This window comes from Plantibacter sp. VKM Ac-2880 (genome assembly GCF_015351235.1).
Lineage (GTDB): Bacteria > Actinomycetota > Actinomycetes > Actinomycetales > Microbacteriaceae > Plantibacter.
This window is the reverse complement of the sequence record NZ_JADKSJ010000001.1, coordinates 1888766-1909476: the sequence shown is the minus strand read 5'-3', so window position 1 is coordinate 1909476 and position 20711 is coordinate 1888766. Positions and strand designations below refer to the sequence as shown.

The following is a 20711-nucleotide window of genomic DNA, read 5'->3' as shown; positions in this document are numbered from 1 at the left end:
CCGGATATGAACTGGGATGAACTCTGGCCGGACGTGACCGCCTTCCTCTGGACGGCGGGTTGGAAGATCATCGGCGTGGTGGTCGTGATCGGGTTGGCCTTCGCCGCCGCCTGGGTGTTGCGCTTCGTGATCCGGCGGGTCGTCGGACGCATCGTCAGCGGGGTCAAGAAGAGCGCCGACGTCACCGACACGCAGTCGCTGCTCGCCTCGCCGCTCGCGGCGGTCAGACTCGTGCAGCGCACCCGGACGCTCGGCACCGTCCTCAGCAACATCGTGAACGTGACGATCGTCATCGTCGCCGCCATCCTCGTGGTGAACGTGATCGATTCGAGCATCATCGGATCCTTCGCGCTCCTCACCGCCGCGGTGGGGGCCGGTCTCGGTTTCGGAGCACAGAACATCGTCAAGGACATCCTCAACGGACTGTTCATGGTGGTCGAGGACCAGCTCGGAGTCGGTGACGTCGTCGACCTCGGACCGGCGACCGGCGTCGTCGAGACGGTGGGTATCCGGATCACCCAGGTGCGCGACGTCAACGGAACGCTCTGGTTCGTCCGCAACGGCGAGATCCTCCGGGTCGGCAACATGTCGCAGGGCTGGTCCCGGGTCATCATCGACCTCGCGATCCCGTACGACGCCGACGTCGAAACCGTCCAGGAGCGCATGCTCACCACCGCGAACGACCTCGCCCACGACCCGAAGTGGCGTTCCCGCATCCTCGAGAAGCCCGAGCTGTGGGGCCTCGAGTCGGTCTCGGCCGACGCCCTCGTCATCCGTCTCGTCGTCAAGACGCGGACGAGCTCGAAGGACGACGTCGCCCGCGAACTCCGGATGCGGCTGAAGCGCGCCGTCGACGAGATGGGCGTCAAGCTGCCGGCCCTGAACAGCATCGTCCTCTCCGGTTTCGAAGGCGCCGCGAGCGTCACCGGTTCGCGGCCACCGCGGACCCACCCGACCACGGTCGTCCCACCCAGGGCGCCCAAGACCAAGCGACCTCCGAGAGCGGAACGATGACCGACCAGCAACCGCCCGGCATGTCCTTCTACGAGCAGGTCGGCGGTCGCCCGACGTTCCAGCGGCTCGTCGACGAGTTCTATCGCGGTGTCGCCGGCGACCCGGTCCTCAAACCGATGTACCCGGAGGAGGACCTCGGCCCGGCGGCCGACCGACTCATGCTGTTCCTCGAGCAGTACTGGGGCGGCCCGGGGACGTACAGCGCGGAACGCGGGCACCCGCGGCTGCGGCTCAGGCACCAGCCCTTCCAGGTGAACCCCGACGCTCGGGACCGCTGGTTGCTCCACATGCGCAGCGCCGTCGACAGCCTCGACCTGGCTCCGGTCCACGAGGCGACCCTCTGGGACTACCTCGAGCGTGCAGCCCACGCGATGGTGAACACCTTCGACGACGGCCCAGGGGCACCGCGCCGCAGCCTCCTCTGATTCCGACGCCGACACCACGCGTTCCGACACAGCGGCCGTAGGATCGGACGCACGTCCGTGCCGAAGGAGTCACCAGATGTCCGCAACCGCCCCGCCCTCCCCGTCCGCCGATCGAACCGAGGCCGATGCGATCGTCATCGGGAGCGGGCTGGCCGGCCTCGTCGCCACCGCCGAACTCGTCGCCGCGGGGAAACGGGTCATCCTGGTCGAGCAGGAGCCGGAGTCGAACCTCGGAGGGCAGGCGCACTGGTCGTTCGGCGGCCTCTTCCTCATCGACTCCCCCGAGCAGCGCCACCTCGGGGTGCGGGACTCGCTCGAGTTGGCGACACAGGACTGGTTCGGTGCCGCCGCGTTCGATCGGCCGGAGGACCACTGGCCGAAGCGGTGGGCGGAGGCCTACCTGGACTTCGCCGCCGGTGAGAAGCGCGCCTGGCTGCACGAGCAGGGCATGCGGTTCTTCCCCGTCGTGGGCTGGGCGGAACGCGGCGGCTACGGCGCCATCGGACACGGCAACTCCGTCCCACGGTTCCACATCACCTGGGGCACCGGCCCCGGCGTCGTGGAGCCCTTCGTCCGCCGCGTGAACCAGGGTGTCGCCGACGGCTCGGTGTCTCCGCACTTCCGGCACCGCGTCGACGAAGTCCTCACCGAGGACGGCGTCGTCGTCGGCGTCCGAGGGTCCGTCCTCGCCCCGTCGGCCGCGATGCGGGGCGAGAGCAGTTCACGCGACGTGGTCGGCGAGTTCGCCTGCCGCGCACCGGCGGTCCTCGTGGCGAGCGGTGGTATCGGCGGCAACCACGACCTCGTCCGCGAGCACTGGCCCGCCCGTCTCGGCCAGCCGCCGACGACGATGCTGTCCGGGGTCCCCGCACACGTCGACGGTCGCATGCTGGGCATCAGCGAACGCGCGGGCGGACGCCTCATCAACCGCGACCGGATGTGGCACTACGTCGAGGGCATCACCAACTGGGACCCGATCTGGCCGCAGCACGGCATCCGGATCCTGCCCGGGCCGTCGTCGCTCTGGTTCGACGCGACCGGTCACCGTCTCCCGGTACCGCTCTTCCCCGGGTTCGACACGCTCGGCACCCTGGAGCACCTGCGCGCCACCGGCCACGATCACAGCTGGTTCGTCCTCACCCAACGGATCATCGAGAAGGAGTTCGCGCTGTCGGGGAGCGAGCAAAACCCCGACCTGACCGGCAAGGACCTCGGCCTGCTCGCGAAACGCATCGGTCCCGGCGCCCCCGGCCCGGTCGAAGCGTTCAAGGAACACGGTGTGGACTTCATCGTCGCCGACACGATCACGGAACTCGTGGCGGGGATGCAGGCGTCCACCCCCGAGACGGCGATCGACGGCCGCAACGTCATCGCGGAGGTCGAGGCGCGCGATCGCGAGATGGACAACCCGTTCACGAAGGACCTGCAGATCACCGCCCTCCGCGGCGCACGCGCCTACCGCGGCGACAAGCTCATCCGCGTCGCGGCACCGCACCGACTATTGGACCCGAAGGCCGGCCCGCTCATCGCGGTCAAGCTGCACGTGCTGACCCGCAAGAGCCTCGGCGGGCTGGAGACCGACCTCTCGAGTCGCGTGCTCGGCGCCGACGGGAGCCCGGTGCCCGGCCTCTTCGCAGCGGGAGAGGCTGCCGGGTTCGGCGGCGGAGGCGTCCACGGCTACCGCGCGCTCGAGGGGACCTTCCTCGGCGGCTGCCTGTTCACCGGGCGCGTGGCCGGCCGCGCGATGGCCGGCATCTGACCGTCAGGAGACGGCGTTGGCCAGCACGTGACCACGCCGGGTGCTCAGTCGCACCCACCCGCCGGAACGGAACACCGTCGCCCGCTCCGGTTCCGCGATGAACCCGAGCCCCACCGCCGCGAACGCCGCCCCGGTCGGAAGACCGAAGCCGTCGCCGAGTGGCCTCGACCACACCTGCGACCGCACCTTCTGGACGATCTGGTCCCCGACGGCCGTCGGAAGCGCTTCGGCGATCTCCGTGGCGCCCGTCCTGGCGACGAGTTCGAGCTCGATGGTGTCCACGTCGCCGACGCGTTCCCAGCCGCCGCGCGGCGGCGCCTGGCCGACCCAGGGGGCCGTCCTGGTCGACGGCGGGAGGTCGAGCGACGCCGACGCTGATCCGTCGGGTCGGCCGGTCGTCGAGCCGCCGAGCGTGCGCACGACCCGGTCGATGAGTTCGCGCGGGGTAGCCAGGACGTCTGCCGAGGCGGCGTGGGCGAGGGCGAAGGTGCGCATGCCGATGATCGTCGGGCTGCGATCGAGCAGACCCTGCGGGTGCAGCACCGGGGCGGAGACCGCCAGGACGTGGTCGGCGGCGAGCAGCCGGACTCCGGAATCGTCGATCCGGCTGGCTCGCGCGAGGAAGGTGCGGAGGTCGGCGAGCGAATCGGCGTCGAGGAGGTGCAGGGTGGTGGACATCTCCTCTCAATGTACGCCACCGCCGCGTCGGCTCCGGGACATCGGGAGCCCGCCGTGGATAGACTCGGCGGGTCGGATCGGGCGTCGCTGTGGTGCGCCGGTCCCCGACGGAAAGGCGTGTCCCCGTGAAGGAACCGATCGAATCCCTACTCACCGCGCTCGACCTGAGCGCGCCCGGCGTCCGCACCGATGAGGACATCTTCACCGGACCGTCGCAGTGGATGCCGCAGGGGCGGGTGTTCGGGGGCCAGGTCCTCGCGCAGTCCGTCGTGGCCGCCACGCGGACCGTCGACACAGAGCGCATCATCCACTCGATGCACGGGTACTTCCTGCGTCCCGGCGACGTCGACCAGCCGATCACGTTCGCCGTCGACCGCATCCACGACGGCCGGTCGTTCGCGACGCGCCGCACCCAGGCGTATCAGAACGGCGTACCGATCCTCTCGATGATCGCCTCCTTCCAGACGCAGGATGCGGGCCCTGAGCACCAGATCGACCTCCCGGCGGGCCTTCCCGATCCGGAGACGCTGCCGTCCGCCGCCGAGATCCTCCACGGGATCGACCACCCGGCGGCCGAGGCCTGGGCCACCGGGCGACCGTTCGACCTCAGACATGTCGGCTCCCCCGTGTACCTCCGGGTGGACGGCGAACGCACGGCCCAGCAGGCGGTCTGGTTCAAGACCATCGGCGAGCTGCCCGACGACCCGGCGCTCCACCGCGCGGCACTGGCCTACGCGAGCGACTACACGATCCTCGAACCGGTGATGCGACGCCATGGTGTCCCATGGGCCACTCCCGGCATCAAGATCGCCAGCCTCGACCACGCCATGTGGTGGCACCGGCCGGCCCGGGTGGACGAGTGGCTCGTCTACCTGCAGGACTCCCCCAGCGCGACCGGTGGCCGCGGGCTGTCACTCGGCCGCATCTACGACCGGGCCGGGTTGCTCGTGGCGAGCGTGGCTCAGGAAGGCATGGTCCGCTTCCCGACACCCCGCTGATCCGGTGTCATGACGAGATGCCGCGCTCAGCGACGCGAGAACTCGATCGGGTCCTCGATGAACGGTTCCCACACGACGCGCTCCGCATCTGAGATCCGTCGAGGCTTCATGGTCTTCGCGTCGACCATCACGACCGTCGTCGCGGCGCGCGCGTAGAGCGTCTGCGGCTCGGTACCGCGCGGAGAGTAGACCTCGTAGGCGACCTGCAGGCTGGCTCCGCCGATCTTGCCCATCCAGAGCTGGACGTCGAGCGGGTCGCGCTGATACGGGATCGGGGCCAGGTATTCGATCTCCTGATGGGCGACGAGCGTGATCGTCTCCGCGTCGAGACTCGCGTCGATGACCGCCGTCGGCGGCGCCTCCTCCGATGCGAGCGTCGGGATCCAGAACACCCTCACGCGCGCCTCTTCGAGGAGCTTCAGCATGGACGCGTTGTTCACGTGGTTGAAGGCGTCGAGGTCGCCCCATCGCAACGGGATCGGCACGTGGAGTCTGGTCATCGGTGAACCTTCCCTGCTCAGGCTGGTGGGAGACGGACGAGCGACGGCCCATCAGCCGGAGCCGATGGGCCGTCGTCGTTGCACTCAGTCGCGGGTGAGCTTCCGGTACGCGGAGCGGTGAGGCTTCGCGGCGTCCGGGCCCAGGCGCTTGATCTTGTCCTCTTCGTAGGACTCGAAGTTGCCCTCGAACCAGTGCCAGTTCGACGGGTTCTCCTCGGTGCCCTCGTAGGAGAGGATGTGCGTCGCGATGCGGTCGAGGAACCACCGGTCGTGGGTGATGACCACGGCGCAACCCGGGAACTCGAGGAGCGCGTTCTCGAGGCTCGACAGCGTTTCGACGTCGAGGTCGTTGGTCGGTTCGTCGAGCAGCAGGAGGTTTCCACCCTGCTTGAGCGTCAGCGCGAGGTTGAGTCGGTTGCGCTCACCACCGGAGAGGACGCCGGCCTTCTTCTGCTGGTCGGGGCCCTTGAAGCCGAAGGTCGACACGTAGGCGCGCGACGGGATCTCCTGGTTGCCGACCTGGATGTAGTCGAGTCCTTCGGACACGACCTCCCAGAGCGTCTTGTTGGGATCGATACCCCCGCGGGACTGGTCGACGTAGGAGAGCTTCACGGTCTCGCCGACCTTGAGCTCGCCGGCATCCAGCGGCTCGAGCCCGACGATGGTCTTGAACAGCGTGGTCTTACCGACACCGTTCGGGCCGATGATGCCGACGATACCGTTGCGCGGCAGGCTGAACGACAGGTCGTCGATGAGGACGCGTCCGTCGAAGCCTTTCTGCAGCTTCTTAGCTTCGAGGACCGTCGAGCCGAGGCGCGGGCCGGCGGGGATCTGGATCTCTTCGAAGTCGAGCTTCCTGGTGCGCTCCGCCTCAGACGCCATCTCTTCATACCGGGCCAGACGAGCCTTGGACTTCACCTGGCGACCCTTGGCGTTGCTGCGCACCCACTCGAGTTCACTCGCGAGACGCTTGGCGAGCTTGGCGTCCTTCTTCCCCTGGACGTTGAGGCGCTCGCCCTTCTTCTCGAGGTAGGTCGAGTAGTTGCCCTCGTAAGGGTAGAGACGACCGCGGTCGATCTCGCAGATCCACTCTGCGACGTGGTCGAGGAAGTACCGGTCGTGGGTGACGGCGAGCACGGCGCCCGCGTACTGGGCGAGGTGCTGCTCGAGCCAGAGCACGCTCTCCGCGTCGAGGTGGTTGGTGGGCTCGTCGAGGAGCAGGAGGTCGGGCTTCTGGAGGAGGAGCTTGCAGAGTGCGACGCGACGCTTCTCACCACCGGAGAGGTGGGCGACCGTGGCGTCGGACGGCGGGCAGCGCAGGGCGTCCATCGCCTGTTCCAGCTGGGAGTCGAGGTCCCAGGCGTCGGCGGCGTCGATCGCCTCCTGCAGCACGCCCATCTCGGCGAGCAGGGCGTCGAAGTCGGCGTCGGGCTCAGCCATCGCGAGGGAGATCTCGTTGAAGCGGTCGATCTTGCCCTTGATCTCGCCGACGCCCTCCTGGACGTTCTCGAGCACCGTCTTGTCCTCGTCGAGTTCCGGCTCCTGCATGAGGATGCCGACGCTGAAGCCCGGCGTGAGCTTCGCCTCGCCGTTCGAGGGGGTGTCGATTCCCGCCATGATCTTCAGGATCGTGGACTTACCGGCACCGTTCGGGCCGACGACGCCGATCTTCGCTCCGGGCAGGAACGCCATCGTCACGTCGTCGAGGATGAGCTTGTCGCCGACCGCCTTGCGGGCGCGGACCATCGAGTAAATGTATTCAGCCATGTCGCCGTCCAGTCTACGGGCGGACCCGACGTTTGCGCTGCACGTGGACGGCCATGGCCGTCCGGCCGCTACCAGTCGATCGGACGCGTGGCGCCGATGAGGCACCGGCCGGTGTCGAGCAGCGGGACCACGGAGGAGTGATACCCCGTCGCCGGCCCGTTCTGCCCAAGAATGCACTGTCCCTGCCACCGGATGGAGAACTGGATCGAGTCCGCCGGCTCACCGATGCTCGTGGTGTCGGAGGAGACCTCCATCTCCGCCTTCGGGAACCCTGCCGCCACGAGCCCGTCGATGATGGCCTGGCCTCCGGCAGCCGGATTCGCCGCCAGGGTGGCCGCGTTCACGGTGTCGAAGAAGGGCAGGTTGTCGGCGGCGGTACCCTCCGGCTGCAGCACGGGTGCCGCTGCCGGCGTCTCGGTGGGCGTCGGCGCCTGGGTCGCCGTGGGCGTCGGGACGGGTGCAGGCTGCGCGCAGCCGGTCAGGCCGAGACCGAGGGCACCGAGCACCACGACCAGGCCGAGTCCGACGGACGACGAGCGACGACGGACCGGGCTGACGACGGAGGCGGGGCGATCGCGAGGGCTCTTCTGCACGTCGAGCAGTCTACGCGGCGCGTCAGAACGGCGTGTCCTGGGGCGGCGCCGGCGCCCACTCCGCCGCCGCACCGCCCGACGCCGGTCCTGCCGGAGAGCCCGCCGTGCTCGTCTCGCGCGCGCCGGACGACTCCGATGCGGCCCTCGGCTGCCAGGAGATGTCGGAGCCGAGGTGATCGGCTTCGATGTCGACCGAGGTCCCGCGTCGTTCACCCTGCTCCCAGTCGCGGATCCGCAGCCTCCCCAGCACGATGACGCGCTGGCCCTTCACCAGCGACTCGGTGGCCGCGGTCGCCAGGCCTCGGAAGGCGCTCACCGTGTACCAGTTCGTCTCCTGCGCGACCCACGTGCCCTGCTTCTGGTCGTAGCGACGCTGCTGGCACGCGAGACGGAAGCTCGTGATATCCAGCCCGGAGGCGGTTCGGTGGTGCTTCGGTTCCGTCGCGACGTGTCCGCAGACGGTGATCTGGTCGTTCATCTGTTCCTCTCAGCTCGGTGTCTCGATCCATGCGGCGGACCGGCCGTGCGTCCGGGGCGGGTCCGTGCCGTTCACCGCCCCGGACGCACCGTCAGCCTCTCCGATCACGAGCGCCCGCCGGTCGGCCAACCGCAGCTCGTCGACGTCCACAACCCCCGGCGCACCTGTGGAGGACGCTCGCACGATTCCGCCGAGCCCGACGTCGGTGGTCGGTCATACGCTGAGCCATACCAGCCGGCACTCGCCGGGAGGCCGCGCCCATCGACACACGAGGAGTCCCCATGCCCAACGCACTGAGCATCCGTCCCGGGTACTGGCGCGTGACGAGTCCTGACGGCCGCGTCCTCGGCAACATCGAGGCCGTCGGTGCCGAGGGCGGCGCCGAGTACCGCGCCAGTCGGTTCCGCCCTGCCGCACTCGCCTACGCCCCGCTCGGTAGTTTCACCGATCTGGCGGTCGCGATCGACGCGTTCCGCAGCTGATCCCGGGTGCCAGGGCGGATCCCGTCACTTGCGGGGCGTCGTCCGCGTTCACGCCCGAACGAGGGGTAACGTTCGGCGCATGCAATGGTGGAATGATCTCGTCGAGTGGGTGACCTCTTCGGAGGTCCGCCCCATGCTGTTCGCTGCGGCCCTCTTCATCGTGGCCGTCGTGGTGTCCTCCCTCGTCGCCGCCGGCGCCAGTCGTCGTGCGCTCCGTGGCATCGTCGATCAGCGCGATCGCGAGCAGAAGCAGGCGGCGATCATGGCGCTCGTCGACGCAGCCACCGAGGCGAGCGTCTGGAATTCCCTCACGCCCCAGGAGCAGGTGCTCAGCGATCGCGCAGTCGCGCAGACCGACACCCTCGTCCGGCTCAGTCCGGTCAAGGGCGCGGCGGTCGCCGCCGACTGGGCGAACCATCAGCTGCACGAGATGAAACGCAACTCCGCGACCTACGGGTACGAGCTCGACCCCGTGGTCGAGGAGTTCCGCGATCGCCTCGTCGAGTGGTCGAAGAAGCCGGCGCGGGCACGGAAGGACTTCGAGGCGGACCTCCGTCGTTGGCGTGCCGAGTCGGCAGGGTCGGAGCAGGCCCTCATCGCCGAGCAGGAGTCCTGGGTCGCCAAGCAGCACCACGAGCAGTACGCCGAGGTAAAGCCGGCGGCCACCGCAGGATCCCGGCCCGGGGACATCACCCGCTCCACCGGCGGCACCATCAACACCAGCACCACCCAGCGCATCATCGACGACGTCAAGGTCCTGGAGGCCGAGCGCAAGCCGTCCAGCGTCAGCTGACGACCCGACGACACGTGAGAACGGCGGCCCGATCATCCGATCGGGCCGCCGTCTTCATCTCAGGGGAACCGGCTCAGTGCCACCAGCTGTCGAACTTGCTCACCGGGAGCTGGCGCTTATGCTCGGTGCTCGCGTAGCGAGCCTCGATCGCTTCCGCGGCCGCAGCGTCGATGTCGTGTCCCTCGAGGAAGTCGTCGATCTGCTGGTAGCTGAGGCCAAGGTTGTCCTCGTCGGTCTGTCCGGGCGTGCCGTCGAGCAGATCGGCCGTCGGAGCCTTCAGGTAGAGCCGCTCCGGGGCGTCCAGCGACTCCAGGAGCGCCCGCCCCTGGCGCTTCGACAACCCGCTCAGCGGTAGGACGTCGGCACCGCCGTCACCGAACTTGGTGAAGAAGCCGGTGACCGCCTCCGCCGCGTGATCCGTACCGACGACCAGGAGCCCCTGCTGTCCAGCGATCGCGTACTGCGCGACCATCCGAGCGCGCGCCTTCGCATTCCCCTTCACGAAGTCGCTGAGCGGCTGCCCGGTGGCGTCGGCGAACTCAGCTTCGAAGCCGTCCACCGCCCGCTGGATGTTGAACACGATCGACTCGTCGGGGCGGATGAACGACAGCGCCAGCTGGGCGTCCTCCTCGTCGTGCTGCACGGCGTAGGGCAGCCGCACGGCGACGAACCGCGCGTCGCCACCCTCTGCCCGGACCTCCTCGGCCGCGAGCTGGCACAACCTCCCGGCGAGCGAGGAGTCCTGCCCACCGCTGATCCCGAGGACGAACCCCTTCGTGTGCGTGGCCTGCAGGTAGGACTTCAGGAAGTCGATCCGCGAACGGATCTCCGCCGCCGGGTCGATCGTGGGGCTGACATGGAGTTCCGCAATGATGCGGGCCTGGATCTCGCGCATGCGACCAGGCTACCCGCTCTGCAGGGACCGACACGGAACTCCGAGGCAGCCGCAACACGCTGGAAACACCCGCCAGTAGACCGGACGGCGGTCAGGCCCACCCGAGCTCGTGCAGGCGTTCATCGTCGATGCCGTAGAAGTGGGCGATCTCGTGGACGAGGGTGGTGTGGACCTCGTCGGCGAGTTCGTCGAGCGACTCGCACGCCGCCAGATGGGGCTCGCGGTAGACGATGATCCGATCCGGCATCTCACCGAAGCCGTAGCGGTCTCGTTCCGTCAGGGCCACACCGTCGTAGAGGCCCAGCGTGTCGAGCGTGCCGTTCTCGGGGCGATCCTCGACCACGAAGACGACGTTGTCGAGCCCGTCCACCATCTCATCGGGCAACCGGTCGAGTTCCTCGACGACCAGCGCCTCGAACGCCTCGGTGTCCAACTCCAGCATGCCTGTGCTCCCCGGATACGACAGAAGCCGGAGGAGTCCTCCGGCTTCTGTACGACATGGGGTGAGTAACGGGGCTTGAACCCGCGACCTCCTGGACCACAACCAGGCGCTCTGCCAACTGAGCTATACCCACCATGCGACCTGCTCCGCGGAGACCGCGTCACAAGCGACTGGACGAGTCTATTACATGTTCGGGGCGTATCGTGACACGACCGCCTCCGAAACCTGCTTCGCGTCGTCTGAGCTCGGGCCAGGCAGGTCGACGAACAACGCGCCACGGTAGTAGGCGAGCTCGCGGACCGACTCCAGGATGTCCGCCAGGGCACGGTGACCACCGTGCTTGGACGGGGCGTTGAAGTACACCCGCGGGTACCAGCGGCGGGCGAGCTCCTTGATGGAGGAGACGTCGACGTTGCGGTAGTGCAGGTGTGCGTCGAGACGCGGCATGTAGCGGGCGAGGAACGCGCGGTCCGTCCCGATGGTGTTTCCGGCCAAGGGCGCCTTCGACTCGTCGGGCACGAACCGCTGGATGTACTCGATCACCTGGAACTCCGCGTCCGCGACACTCACACCGTTCGGGATCTCCTCGAGGAGCCCCGAGGTCTGGTGCATGTTCGTGACGAACTCGCCCATGTTGTCGAGCGCCGACTGGTCGGGCTTGATGACGACCGAGTAGCCCGGATCGAGGATGTTCAACTCGAAGTCGGTGATCACGACGGCGATCTCGACGAGTTCGTCGACCTCCAGCTCGAGTCCGGTCATCTCGCAGTCGATCCAGACCAGTCGGTCCCCAGCTGTGCTCATGGGTCGAGTCTACTCAGCACCACCGACGCGGCCGCTTCCGTAGACTCGAGCGGTGATCATCGCCGTCTCCGTCCTCCTGCTCATCAACGGTGTCTACAACGTCGTCGTCTGGCCACGCTTCCTCAAACGGATCCTCGCCGACCCGCGCGCACGGGACGCACAGGGCCGCGCCACCACCTTCCTCCGCGTGCACGTCATCCTCATCGGCATCGCCCTCGTCCTCGCCGCCCTGTCGCTCGTGGCCGGCGTCCTCGGCATCGTCGTCGGCTGACCCCTCGCCGGCGCCCATCCGTCCGGCCCTGAGCGGAACGCCGCTCACACGGCGGAGGTGCGGAGACGGCTCCGGGTCATGAGGATCCGCGGCGCCGTGTACAGACCCGGAACCCGGCGCGTCAGCCTCCAGACGACCAGGCTCGACACCACCGCGAGTGTCGCTACCACCGGCGGCAGGACCGCCTGGACGGGCGCGGGCACCTCGGGGAGCAGGAGCAGCGCCCTGGTGATCCCTCCGATGACCAGCACGTGGATCACGAAGACCGGGAGACTGTGACGCCCCACCGACTGCAGGATCCGGGCGACCGGTGTCCCATCGATAGCGCGGAGCGCCAGCACGGCGGCGAGGACGGCCGGGACACCGAGCGCCGTCAGCACCCCGGGCACCTGGTCGAGGTCGACCGCGAAGATCAGCCCCGAAGCGAGGACCACTGCCGCGAGGAGACCGGCAGCGACGAACGGGCGACGGCGGTCGGCCAGAGCGACGATCCGTTTACGCCCGTGCAGACCAAGCAGGAAGAAGAAGAGATAGCCTGCAGCGCGCTGATAGCTCCCGCTCTCACTCCCAAGGGCACCCAGGGCGACGGCCGACAGGACGGCGGCTCCTGACAACTGCAGCCAGACGGGCACTCTGCCGTTCATCACCTTGCCGACGACGAGGTAGAGGGCGAGCGCCTGCAGGAACCAGAAGATGCCGGTCGGCCAGAGCGGGCTGATGAGCACGACACCCGGGTCGGCGTAGTGCGGGAACGAATCGATCGGGAGGAGCGAGAACCAGGCGAACCGGATCACCGTCCACACCAGGATCATCCAGAGCAGCAGTGCGAGCCTGCGGTCCCAGAGGTCCCTCCACGACCGGTTGACGATCCGGATGGCGAGCATCCCGGAGAGCGTGAAGAACAGCGGCATGCGAATGGCGAGCGCCAGCTGCGACAGGACGTACCAGACCGGGGAGGACACCCCCTCCTCGACGAGGATCATCGTCGCGTGCCCGAGCGCGACGAGGACGACGGCGAACCCGCGAGCGGTGTCGAACCAGGGAATTCGATCTGTAGTCATAAATACTAATATATAGTATTCAGGAGCGGCTGACAAAACAAGGTTGCACGCGCCGTGCGGTATCGTTGGATGCCCGCCTCCGTAGCTCAGGGGATAGAGCAGGAGCCTTCTAATCTCTTGGTCGCAGGTTCGAATCCTGCCGGGGGCACCCAGAACATCTCGCGGACCCTTCTCATCTCTTGGTCGCAGGTTCGAATCCTGCCGGGGGCACCCAGAACATCTCGCGGACCCTTCTCATCTCTTGGTCGCAGGTTCGAATCCTGCCGGGGGCACCCAGAACATCTCGCTGACCCTTCTCATCTCTTGGTCGCAGGTTCGAATCCTGCCGGGGGCACCCCCTTCGACAAGCTCAGGGACCGAGAACGTACTCTCGTCCCCGCGGGCGTCCCGGATCAGCTCAGGGTTCGGGGAGCGTCCACGGCGCGACAGCGGTTACTGATCCGGAACCAGGAAGCCACGCATCAGGCGCGGAGCCAGGGCCGCCAACGGTCGTCGTGCTCGAGCAGCTGCAGGACGCGCTTGGCGACCATCGCCGCCGACCCCGTCGCCTCGACCACCAGATCGGCATCGCGATCGGGACACTCCCGTTCAATGAACGCATCCTCCTGGAGCGTCCACGCTGCGAGCCAGTCGACGCCGTCGTCGCGGCCCACGAGCCGGTCGGTGCGCTGGTCCACCGGCGCGTCGAGCCACAGCACCGTGTCGGCCAGGACACGCGACGCGCTCGACGACGACCCGCAGCCCTCCACGATGAGCGGTCGGTCGGCCACGACGGCATGCTGCTCTGCACGCTCCGACCGTTCCCAATCCCACCGCCACCACTCCCCCGGCCGCCGATCGGCGAACGGGGTCAGGATCCACTCCACGAGGAGGCGCGAGCCATCGTCGAGGCCGTCCCATCCCGGATACAGGTCGTCCATGTGGACGACGGTGCTCGCCGTCAACGATGCAGCCACCGAGGTGGCGAGCGTCGTCTTCCCGGTACCCGACCGCCCGTCGATCAGGAGGACGGGCGCTGGAGCACTCATTGACCCACGAACCGGAACGTGCCGGCGAGGACGGCCGTGGACAGGGCGACGGCCATGATCGCGACCGCCACCAGGACCGCCACGAGATCGATCACGCCGAGCCGCGACGGCCTCGCCCACGTGCGTTCGACGGGGGCGCCGAAGCCCCGTGCCTCCATCGCCGTCGCGAGCTTGCTGCCCCGGCGGATGGCGAACACGAGCAGCACGAACGCCATCGATGCGAAACGCCGGACAGCCCCACGGTCGCCGAGCCCCCGGGCACGGCGGGCGAGTGCCAGACTGCGCCAATCGTCGATGAAGAGTCCGAGCATCCGCGCCCCCGCAAGGATCCCGAGGACGAACCGCGACGGGAGCTTCGCGATCTGGGACAGCCCGTCGCCCAGGTCGGTCGGATCCACCCGCGCGAAGAGCAGGATCGTCGGCAGGCCGAGTGCCAGCACCCGGATGGTCACGGCGACGGCCAATTCGATCGAGTTGTCGGTCACCCGGACGAAGCCGAGCGACAGGTACTCCGCCCCGCCCGGCTTGGCGTACAGCAGCATGCTGATCCCGCCGATGGGCGCGAAGACGAGCACCGGGATCGACCGCTTCAGGAACGGCGACAGCCGGAGACCGGACAGCGGGAGCAAGGCCATCTCGAGCAGGACCGCGGCGGTGGCGCTGACCCAGTCGATCGTGAGCAGCAGCGGGACCGACAGGATGAGCACCGCGAGTACCTTCGTCACCGGGTTCACCCGGTCGAGCGGCGCCTGACGAGGCAGGGTCGAGCGACGGTCCGTTGCTGTGACGCGCGTCATGCTGCGCGCCCCGCAGCCGATCGCGACTCGAGCAGGATCCGATGGTCGCCCAGATGCTCGATGACCCCTGGATCATGCGTGACCGACACGATCGTCGCGCCCCGTTCGAGCTCCAGCTGCAGCAGCCGCATGAGCGACAACCACGTCAACCGGTCCTGGCCGAACGTCGGCTCGTCGAGCACGAGCACGGCGGGTCGTGCCACGAGCACGGTGGCGACCGACAATCGTCGCTTCTGACCTCCGGAAAGACTGAACGGGTTCGCTTCGGCGAGCGCGGCCAGCCCGAGGGCGTCGAGGACCTCGGAGACCCGCTCGTCGATCGCGCCCCGTGTCCACCGCAGCGCCTGCAGGGCGACGCCGAGCTCCTTGCGCACGGTCGCGGCGACGAACTGGTGCTCCGGGTCCTGGAAGACCGTCCCGATGCGGGTGAGCAGCTGCGTCGACTTCCAGCGGATGGGCCGAGGACCGATCCCCCCGGCGAGCCGGCGGGCGGCGTCCACGGTTCCGGCGAGCTCGGGCAGCAGACCGGCCAAGGTGAGGGCCAACGTCGACTTCCCGGCCCCGTTGGGTCCGACGACCACCGTGGCGGCTCCCTCAGGCACGACGAGGTCCAGGTGCGCCTGCACCGGCTGGGAGCGGACCCGTCCGATCGTCAGGTCGGACGTCGTCAAGACGTGGGCGTTCGACGTCGCGACCGGGCGGGGCGGAAGCCCCAGCGGGACGCCCGGCACCCAGACGCCGGCGTTGGCGAGCCGGCGTCCGACATCGTCGAGGACGACGGAGGGAGGACCGTCCGCGAGGACCCCTCCGTCCGCATCGAGCACGACGACCCGCGTCATCAGATCGCGCCAGACGTCGACGCGGTGTTCGATGACGACCAGGGTCGACGAACCGTCGTCGACCACACGCGCGACGGCGTCCCTGACCTCGGTGACGCCGATCGGGTCGAGGTTGGCGGTCGGCTCGTCGAGCAGCAGGAGCGAGGGCTGCATGGCGAGCACCCCGGCGAGGGCGAGCCGCTGTTTCTGTCCGCCGGACAACGCCGAGGTCGGGTGGTCCAACGGGAGGTCGAGGCCGACGGCCCGCAGCGAGGAGCCGACCCGTCGCCAGATCTCCTCACGCTCGACCCCGAGGTTCTCGCAGCCGAACGCGACGTCGTCGCCGAGCTTGGACAGGATGACCTGCGAATCGGGATCCTGCAGCACAAGGCCGATCCGGCCCCTGGCCTGTTCCGGCGCAACCCCGTCCACGAGCAACGATCCGTGGGACTCACCCTCGTCCGCCCCGCCGAGGACACCGGCGAGCGCATGGATCAGGGTCGACTTGCCGGCGCCGGACGCGCCCAGGAGGAGGACCCGCTCCCCCGGTTCGATGACGAGGTCCAGGTCGCTGACCGCCCATGCCTTCCGGCCGGCGTGACGCCACCCCCAGTCCCGGGCGACGACGCGCGCCGGACCGGTCGCACCGACCACGCTCAGACCTCGCGCCGCGTGTCCCGCCCTGAGGCGAACCGGCTGAGCGCGCCCGTGGAGGCGAGCGCCCTGACGAGGACCCAACCGACGACGCCCGCGAGGATCGCGCCGGAGACGAGCAGCGAGCCGAGGTAGATCGCGTTGAACTCGGCACCCTTCTCCAGGTTCGCCGACATGAACAGCTCGAGCAGCCATGCGCCGGCACCGGCGCCTGCACCGGCGAGGATGGCCGGGACGAGGCCGAAGCGCTTGTAGGCCAGCGCGGCGAACACGAGCTCGGCTCCGAGCCCCTGGGCAAGGCCCGAGTACACGGTGGTGATGCCCCACGCGTTGCCGATGAGCGCGGAGACGACGGCCCCGATGGTCTCGACGAGGACGGCCGCGCCGGGCTTCCTGATGATGAGCCCGCCGAGGACGCCGCCGAGCAGCCAGATGCCGACGGCGATGCCGCCGAAGCCGGGTGTCACGGCGCTCGCTCCGGCGTACCAGAGGGATCCGAGCGTGTTCCACGCCCAGAAGATGAGGCCGGTGGCGACGCCGAGGACGGCGACCACGACGATGTCGACGACCCTCCAGCGGAGGTTCCGCGCGGCGGCGCGTTCAGACGAGGAGACTTTGGTCGATACTGACACGATACGTGCCCTTCCTGTAGACGGAAAAGAGCACGGGATAGCGAGAAATGGTCTCCCTGCGCTGGCATGATCCAGATCAGGTTCGACGGTCGAAGGCGAATACCTTCCTCTCAGCCCGGTTCACCGGACTCCCGTGGTGGCACGAGTCTAACCCCTGCCGCGCGGGATCGCTCGACAGGGGTTCGACGGGGGAAGGCTACTTCTTGAGCGCCTTGATGAGCCCGGACAGCGCCTTGCCGCTCACCCAGATGAACGGGATGGCGACGGCGATGAGCGAGATGAGGTTCGGGTCGAACCGGAGGCCCTCGTCCGTCTTGATGTAGGCACCGACGGGGATGGAGACGCCACCGCCGCCACCGCCACTCGGCGCGTCGTCGCCGTCTCCCTCGGACCCGCCACCGAAGCCGTAGTACGTCAGGGCCACCGGCACGAGCTTGGTACCGTCGATGTCCTGCTGCTCTCCGTAGGCCGCGGTCACGCCGAGCCCCTTGGTCTGTTCTGCCAGCTTCTCCACGAGATTCGTCATGCTGCCACGCTACCGCTGCGGATCCGCCGGTCCAAGGGGTTGATCCGTGCTCCCAGCACCCTGCGAGTCGCCTCGACTCCCGAGCCCTCGTCGCCGCGGTTTCCCGAGGAGCGAGGCTGGCGCGATCGCGAGGTCGCCGAAGCGGCTGGCCACCCGATCGATGGTCTGTTCGGCACCGCGCCACTCCTCATCGGGATCCCACAGCGCGGAACCGGCCTCCTCTGCGGGCACCAGTTGATCGACCTTCACGCCGACGAGGCGGACCAGACGCCCACCCCGATCGAGGTCGTCGAAGAGCGACGCCGCCTCGTCGTAGACGCGGCGCCCGACGTTCGTCGCCTCGCCGATGGTCCGTGACCGGGTCACGACACTGAAGTCCGCGTAGCGGACACGGATGCTGATGGTCCGGCCGGCGTACCCGCCCTTCCGGAGGCGGATCGCGACGAGTCCGGCCAGGTTCAACAGCTCGCGTTTCAACACGGTTGGATCGGCGACGTCCGTCGGGAAGGTCACCTCGTGACTGACGCTCTTCTCCCGCCGCGCCAACTCGATCCCGCGCGGATCGATGCCGTTCGCGAGCTCGAGGAGCCGGCGTCCGGATGCCTCGCCGACGGCGCGCTGCAGCATGGACAACGGGGTGGAGGCGAGCTGGCCGATGGTCCTGATGCCGCGGTTCGTCAGCTGTTCCTCGGTTCGTCCGCCGACGCCCCACAGTGCCCCCACCGGCAACGGGTGCAGGAAGGAGAGCGTCTCGGCAGCCGGCACGACGAGGAGGCCGTCGGGCTTCGACAGTCCGGACGCGAGCTTCGCCACGTACTTCGTCGCCGCGAGGCCGACCGAGCACGGCAGCCCGGTGGCGTCGAGGACCCGTTGCTTCACGAGCGCCGCGATCGTCCGCGGACTCCCGAGCAACCGGACCGCCCCGGAGACGTCGAGGAAGGCCTCGTCGATGCTCAGCGGCTCGACGAGCGGGGTCACCGACTCGAACACCTCCATGACGCGATCCGAGTACTCGCGGTATCGGTCGTGATGCGGTGGGAGGACGACCGCGCTCGGGCACAGCCGCATGGCCTGGGACACCGGCATCGCTGCGCGCACGCCGTACTTGCGGGCCTCGTAACTCGCGGAGGTGACGACCGAGCGGCCCTCCTTGTTGCCGACGATGATGGGCAGGCCACGCAGCTCGGGCCGCTCCAACAGTTCGACCGAGACGAAGAAGGCGTCCATGTCCACGTGCAGGATCGGCGTACCGCTGTCGTCGGCATCGTCCGCCGACACACGGCGCGACGCTCCATCCTGCCGACTCATGCCCCCATTGTCGCAGCCACCACCGACACGCGGTCCACAGGGGCCGATACGCGACGCCCCGGCGGCGCTAGGCTGTCCGGCGATGAGCACGCCAACGACGACCGGGCAGGCCCCGGCGGTCCCAGACCTGTCCGGGCGGGACCTCGCCCTCGACCTCGTGCGCGTCGCGTGCGTCGTGACGGTCGTGATCGTCCACCTCCTCATGGTCGCGGTGGCGGTCGAACCGGACGGCACGATCGGCATCTCCCGAGCCTTGGAGCAGCAGCCCTGGTTCGACACCGGCACCTGGTTCGGCCAGATCATGCCGCTGTTCTTCATCGTCGGCGGCTTCGCGACGATCACCGGTTGGCGCAGCACCGTCCGACGCGGTGGCGGAACCCGCGACTTCTTGCGGTCGAGGGTCTTCCGGCTCGCGCTGCCGACGATCCCGGTCCTGCTCTTCCTCGCCGCCGGTCTCTGGCTCGCCGGGATGCTCGGCGTCGACCCGGCCATCATCGGCCCCGTGGCCGCGGGCGTCGGCTCCCCGCTGTGGTTCCTCGCCGCCTACCTGCTGTGCCAGGCGGTCGCGCCGTTCCTCGCCACCTGTCACGACCGCCATCCCCTCCTCACGTGCGCGGCACTGCTCGCCGGCGTGATCCTCGTCGACGCCGTCCGCTACTCGACCGGTCTCCTGGGCATCGGTCTCGTCAACCTGGTGTTCGTCTGGCCGCTGCTGCAGCAGTTCGGGTTCTTCCTCGCCGACGGGCGACTCCGCGCCGTTCCGCGTCTCATCCTCGTGGCCGTGGTGCTGGCCGCCTACGGTGCGCTGATCCCGATCACGACATTGCTGCCCTACTCGACCAGCATGCTCGGCAACCTCAATCCGCCCACGCTCCCCCTCGTCGTCCTCGGCGTCGGGCAGCTCGCCCTCCTCGCTCTGGTGCACCCCCTGCTCACCGCCGTCATGCGCACACGCGTGGCCCGGGCGGTCGTCTTCCTCATCGGGTCACGACTCATGACGGTGTACCTCTGGCACCTGCCCCTCATCATCGCCGTCGCGGGTCTGCAGCTCGCCCTCGGCATCCCCTTCGCGGAGCCGTTGACCGCCGCCTGGTGGTGGACCCGACCGGTCGTGCTGCTCGTCGTCGCGGTCCTCCTCGCGGGCGTCGGAGCACTCCTCGGTCGCGTCGAGCACCCCAGGAGACTCCGCCTCGACCCGGAGCGGAAACCGGCGCAGGCCGCCGTGTGGATCGCACTCGTGAGCGCGTTCATCATGCCCTTCGCGGAGATCTCCCACCCGCTCACCGCCCTGATGGCCGCAGCCGGAGCCATCGGCTCCATCATTGCGGTCGTGCTCCTGAACCCGACCCGCCGGCCGGTCGCTCGCGTCTCGAGCGGATCAGACCAAGCCGTGGACCAGCGGGCGTAGCCACTCGCGAAACGCCTCCCGATCGTCCCGGAGCGACTCGCTGACCACGATCGTGTCGGGGGCGACCACCCAGGCGCCTGGTCGGCAGATCGGGAGCACCTCGAGATCCAGTCGGAACGAGCTGGATTGCCGACGCAACTCGAACTGGCGCTCGCGGATGAGCTCGTAGACGTCGGCGAGTCTGCTCGGTGAGCGTGCGGCCAGGGCGATCTCGTACTCGCGGATCCTGTCCGTGGCCCACCGGCGGGCGTCATCATAGGCACGGTAGGCGAGCTCCTGCAGTTCGAGGGCGCGATCGAAGACCTCGAAGTGGGGAGGACGCACCTCCGCCATGAACAACCGCGTGTCACGCCGCGCGATCCCCGTCCACCAACCGTCGAACTGGAGCGCCAGGGCCTCGCGGTCGAGGTCAGTGACGTCGATCGGATCAGGTGCGGGGGCCACTGCTGGGAGCTGGCCGACGCATCGGCTCCCGAGACCGCCCATGGAACGGAAGGCGAGCGCGAGCATGAGGGCCATCGGGGCGTCCTCGGTGACCTGCCAACGCATGGTGCCTTCGACCAGCATGGCCGAAGTGTAT

At 68.8% G+C, this 20711-nt stretch carries 24 protein-coding genes, 2 tRNA genes and 1 riboswitch; of the genes, 9 read left to right on the top strand and 17 right to left on the bottom strand.

Translation table 11 applies throughout. From position 1 onward, the window contains the following. Nucleotides 1-6 precede the first annotated feature (6 nt). From ITJ57_RS09225 to ITJ57_RS09215, 3 genes are all read left to right on the top strand, one after another. The gene (locus ITJ57_RS09225) at nucleotides 7-1014 is read left to right on the top strand and encodes a mechanosensitive ion channel family protein (RefSeq protein ID WP_194669758.1); all 1008 of its coding nucleotides are present in this window, start codon (nucleotides 7-9) and stop codon (nucleotides 1012-1014) included. After that, nucleotides 1011-1439: a globin gene (locus tag ITJ57_RS09220; protein ID WP_194669757.1), complete on the top strand. Its 429-nt coding sequence runs from the start codon at nucleotides 1011-1013 to the stop codon at nucleotides 1437-1439. Before ITJ57_RS09225 ends, ITJ57_RS09220 begins: the two co-directional genes overlap by 4 nt. A gap of 76 nt (nucleotides 1440-1515) precedes the next feature. Continuing rightward, nucleotides 1516-3198 (top strand): FAD-binding dehydrogenase, encoded by a 1683-nt coding sequence (locus ITJ57_RS09215; RefSeq protein ID WP_194669756.1) that lies wholly within the window; start codon nucleotides 1516-1518, stop codon nucleotides 3196-3198. Between the two features lie 3 nt (nucleotides 3199-3201). Here the strand turns inward: ITJ57_RS09215 and ITJ57_RS09210 are convergent, their stop codons facing one another. Beyond that, nucleotides 3202-3876 carry a hypothetical protein gene (locus ITJ57_RS09210; RefSeq protein WP_194669755.1) on the bottom strand — a complete coding sequence of 225 codons (675 nt, stop codon included), beginning with the start codon at nucleotides 3874-3876 and terminating at the stop codon, nucleotides 3202-3204. Nucleotides 3877-4001: 125 nt separating this feature from the next. Between ITJ57_RS09210 and ITJ57_RS09205 the strand changes: the two genes are divergently transcribed. Next, the gene (locus tag ITJ57_RS09205; protein ID WP_370582288.1) at nucleotides 4002-4874 is read left to right on the top strand and encodes an acyl-CoA thioesterase; all 873 of its coding nucleotides are present in this window, start codon (nucleotides 4002-4004) and stop codon (nucleotides 4872-4874) included. Nucleotides 4875-4900: 26 nt separating this feature from the next. Here ITJ57_RS09205 and ITJ57_RS09200 read toward each other — a convergent pair whose 3' ends face one another. From ITJ57_RS09200 to ITJ57_RS09185, 4 genes are all read right to left on the bottom strand, one after another. Further along, the gene (locus ITJ57_RS09200) at nucleotides 4901-5374 is read right to left on the bottom strand and encodes a thioesterase family protein (RefSeq protein WP_194669754.1); all 474 of its coding nucleotides are present in this window, start codon (nucleotides 5372-5374) and stop codon (nucleotides 4901-4903) included. A gap of 84 nt (nucleotides 5375-5458) precedes the next feature. After that, nucleotides 5459-7141 carry an energy-dependent translational throttle protein EttA gene (gene ettA, locus ITJ57_RS09195; protein WP_056006730.1) on the bottom strand — a complete coding sequence of 561 codons (1683 nt, stop codon included), beginning with the start codon at nucleotides 7139-7141 and terminating at the stop codon, nucleotides 5459-5461. Nucleotides 7142-7209: 68 nt separating this feature from the next. After that, nucleotides 7210-7734 carry a hypothetical protein gene (locus tag ITJ57_RS09190; RefSeq protein WP_370582287.1) on the bottom strand — a complete coding sequence of 175 codons (525 nt, stop codon included), beginning with the start codon at nucleotides 7732-7734 and terminating at the stop codon, nucleotides 7210-7212. Nucleotides 7735-7756: 22 nt separating this feature from the next. Next, on the bottom strand, nucleotides 7757-8212 hold the full coding sequence (locus ITJ57_RS09185) for a single-stranded DNA-binding protein (protein ID WP_194669753.1): 456 nt from the start codon (nucleotides 8210-8212) through the stop codon (nucleotides 7757-7759). A gap of 281 nt (nucleotides 8213-8493) precedes the next feature. On the opposite strand from ITJ57_RS09185, the gene ITJ57_RS09180 reads away from it, so the two are divergent. Together ITJ57_RS09180 and ITJ57_RS09175 are read left to right on the top strand one after the other, a co-directional pair. Beyond that, a complete protein-coding gene (locus tag ITJ57_RS09180; RefSeq protein WP_194669752.1) occupies nucleotides 8494-8694 on the top strand; it encodes a hypothetical protein in 201 nt (66 codons plus the stop codon). A gap of 79 nt (nucleotides 8695-8773) precedes the next feature. Beyond that, nucleotides 8774-9487, top strand: coding sequence for a hypothetical protein (locus tag ITJ57_RS09175; RefSeq protein ID WP_194669751.1), 714 nt, complete (start codon nucleotides 8774-8776; stop codon nucleotides 9485-9487). 73 nt (nucleotides 9488-9560) lie between these two features. Here ITJ57_RS09175 and nadE read toward each other — a convergent pair whose 3' ends face one another. The 4 genes from nadE to orn form a co-directional block, all read right to left on the bottom strand. Continuing rightward, nucleotides 9561-10382 (bottom strand): ammonia-dependent NAD(+) synthetase, encoded by an 822-nt coding sequence (gene nadE / locus ITJ57_RS09170; protein WP_194669750.1) that lies wholly within the window; start codon nucleotides 10380-10382, stop codon nucleotides 9561-9563. A 91-nt stretch (nucleotides 10383-10473) separates the two neighbouring features. Further along, nucleotides 10474-10824: a metallopeptidase family protein gene (locus tag ITJ57_RS09165; RefSeq protein ID WP_194669749.1), complete on the bottom strand. Its 351-nt coding sequence runs from the start codon at nucleotides 10822-10824 to the stop codon at nucleotides 10474-10476. Between the two features lie 57 nt (nucleotides 10825-10881). Further along, a tRNA-His gene (locus ITJ57_RS09160) sits at nucleotides 10882-10957 on the bottom strand. Between the two features lie 50 nt (nucleotides 10958-11007). Further along, nucleotides 11008-11628: an oligoribonuclease gene (gene orn / locus ITJ57_RS09155; protein ID WP_056006747.1), complete on the bottom strand. Its 621-nt coding sequence runs from the start codon at nucleotides 11626-11628 to the stop codon at nucleotides 11008-11010. A gap of 52 nt (nucleotides 11629-11680) precedes the next feature. Here orn and ITJ57_RS09150 point away from each other — a divergent pair, with 52 nt between their 5' ends. Then, a complete protein-coding gene (locus ITJ57_RS09150) occupies nucleotides 11681-11899 on the top strand; it encodes an SCO4848 family membrane protein (protein WP_194669748.1) in 219 nt (72 codons plus the stop codon). A gap of 44 nt (nucleotides 11900-11943) precedes the next feature. Here ITJ57_RS09150 and ITJ57_RS09145 read toward each other — a convergent pair whose 3' ends face one another. Next, nucleotides 11944-12960: an acyltransferase family protein gene (locus tag ITJ57_RS09145; protein ID WP_194669747.1), complete on the bottom strand. Its 1017-nt coding sequence runs from the start codon at nucleotides 12958-12960 to the stop codon at nucleotides 11944-11946. Nucleotides 12961-13035: 75 nt separating this feature from the next. Here ITJ57_RS09145 and ITJ57_RS09140 point away from each other — a divergent pair. After that, nucleotides 13036-13108 (top strand) — tRNA-Arg (locus ITJ57_RS09140). Between the two features lie 313 nt (nucleotides 13109-13421). Here the strand turns inward: ITJ57_RS09140 and ITJ57_RS09135 are convergent. The 6 genes from ITJ57_RS09135 to dinB form a co-directional block, all read right to left on the bottom strand. Further along, nucleotides 13422-13988, bottom strand: coding sequence for a hypothetical protein (locus ITJ57_RS09135; RefSeq protein WP_194669746.1), 567 nt, complete (start codon nucleotides 13986-13988; stop codon nucleotides 13422-13424). Beyond that, complete coding sequence (locus ITJ57_RS09130; RefSeq protein ID WP_194669745.1) at nucleotides 13985-14785, bottom strand: energy-coupling factor transporter transmembrane protein EcfT; 801 nt, start codon at nucleotides 14783-14785, stop codon at nucleotides 13985-13987. Before ITJ57_RS09130 ends, ITJ57_RS09135 begins: the two co-directional genes overlap by 4 nt. Continuing rightward, nucleotides 14782-16257 (bottom strand): ATP-binding cassette domain-containing protein, encoded by a 1476-nt coding sequence (locus ITJ57_RS09125; RefSeq protein WP_194669744.1) that lies wholly within the window; start codon nucleotides 16255-16257, stop codon nucleotides 14782-14784. Before ITJ57_RS09125 ends, ITJ57_RS09130 begins: the two co-directional genes overlap by 4 nt. Nucleotides 16258-16259: 2 nt before the next feature. Then, nucleotides 16260-16889 (bottom strand): ECF transporter S component, encoded by a 630-nt coding sequence (locus ITJ57_RS09120; protein ID WP_194669743.1) that lies wholly within the window; start codon nucleotides 16887-16889, stop codon nucleotides 16260-16262. Nucleotides 16890-16925: 36 nt separating this feature from the next. Continuing rightward, nucleotides 16926-17034, bottom strand: a riboswitch (TPP riboswitch). A gap of 51 nt (nucleotides 17035-17085) precedes the next feature. Then, the gene (locus ITJ57_RS09115) at nucleotides 17086-17415 is read right to left on the bottom strand and encodes a hypothetical protein (protein WP_056778008.1); all 330 of its coding nucleotides are present in this window, start codon (nucleotides 17413-17415) and stop codon (nucleotides 17086-17088) included. A 9-nt stretch (nucleotides 17416-17424) separates the two neighbouring features. Beyond that, nucleotides 17425-18723, bottom strand: a complete 1299-nt coding sequence (gene dinB / locus ITJ57_RS09110) for a DNA polymerase IV (protein WP_194669742.1) — start codon at nucleotides 18721-18723, stop codon at nucleotides 17425-17427. 82 nt (nucleotides 18724-18805) lie between these two features. Here dinB and ITJ57_RS09105 point away from each other — a divergent pair, with 82 nt between their 5' ends. Further along, nucleotides 18806-20131, top strand: a complete 1326-nt coding sequence (locus ITJ57_RS09105; protein ID WP_194669741.1) for an acyltransferase — start codon at nucleotides 18806-18808, stop codon at nucleotides 20129-20131. On the opposite strand, the gene ITJ57_RS09100 is transcribed toward ITJ57_RS09105, so the two are convergent. Next, complete coding sequence (locus tag ITJ57_RS09100) at nucleotides 20102-20698, bottom strand: hypothetical protein (RefSeq protein ID WP_194669740.1); 597 nt, start codon at nucleotides 20696-20698, stop codon at nucleotides 20102-20104. The two genes, ITJ57_RS09105 and ITJ57_RS09100, sit on opposite strands and share 30 nt — an antisense overlap. Nucleotides 20699-20711: the final 13 nt, after the last annotated feature.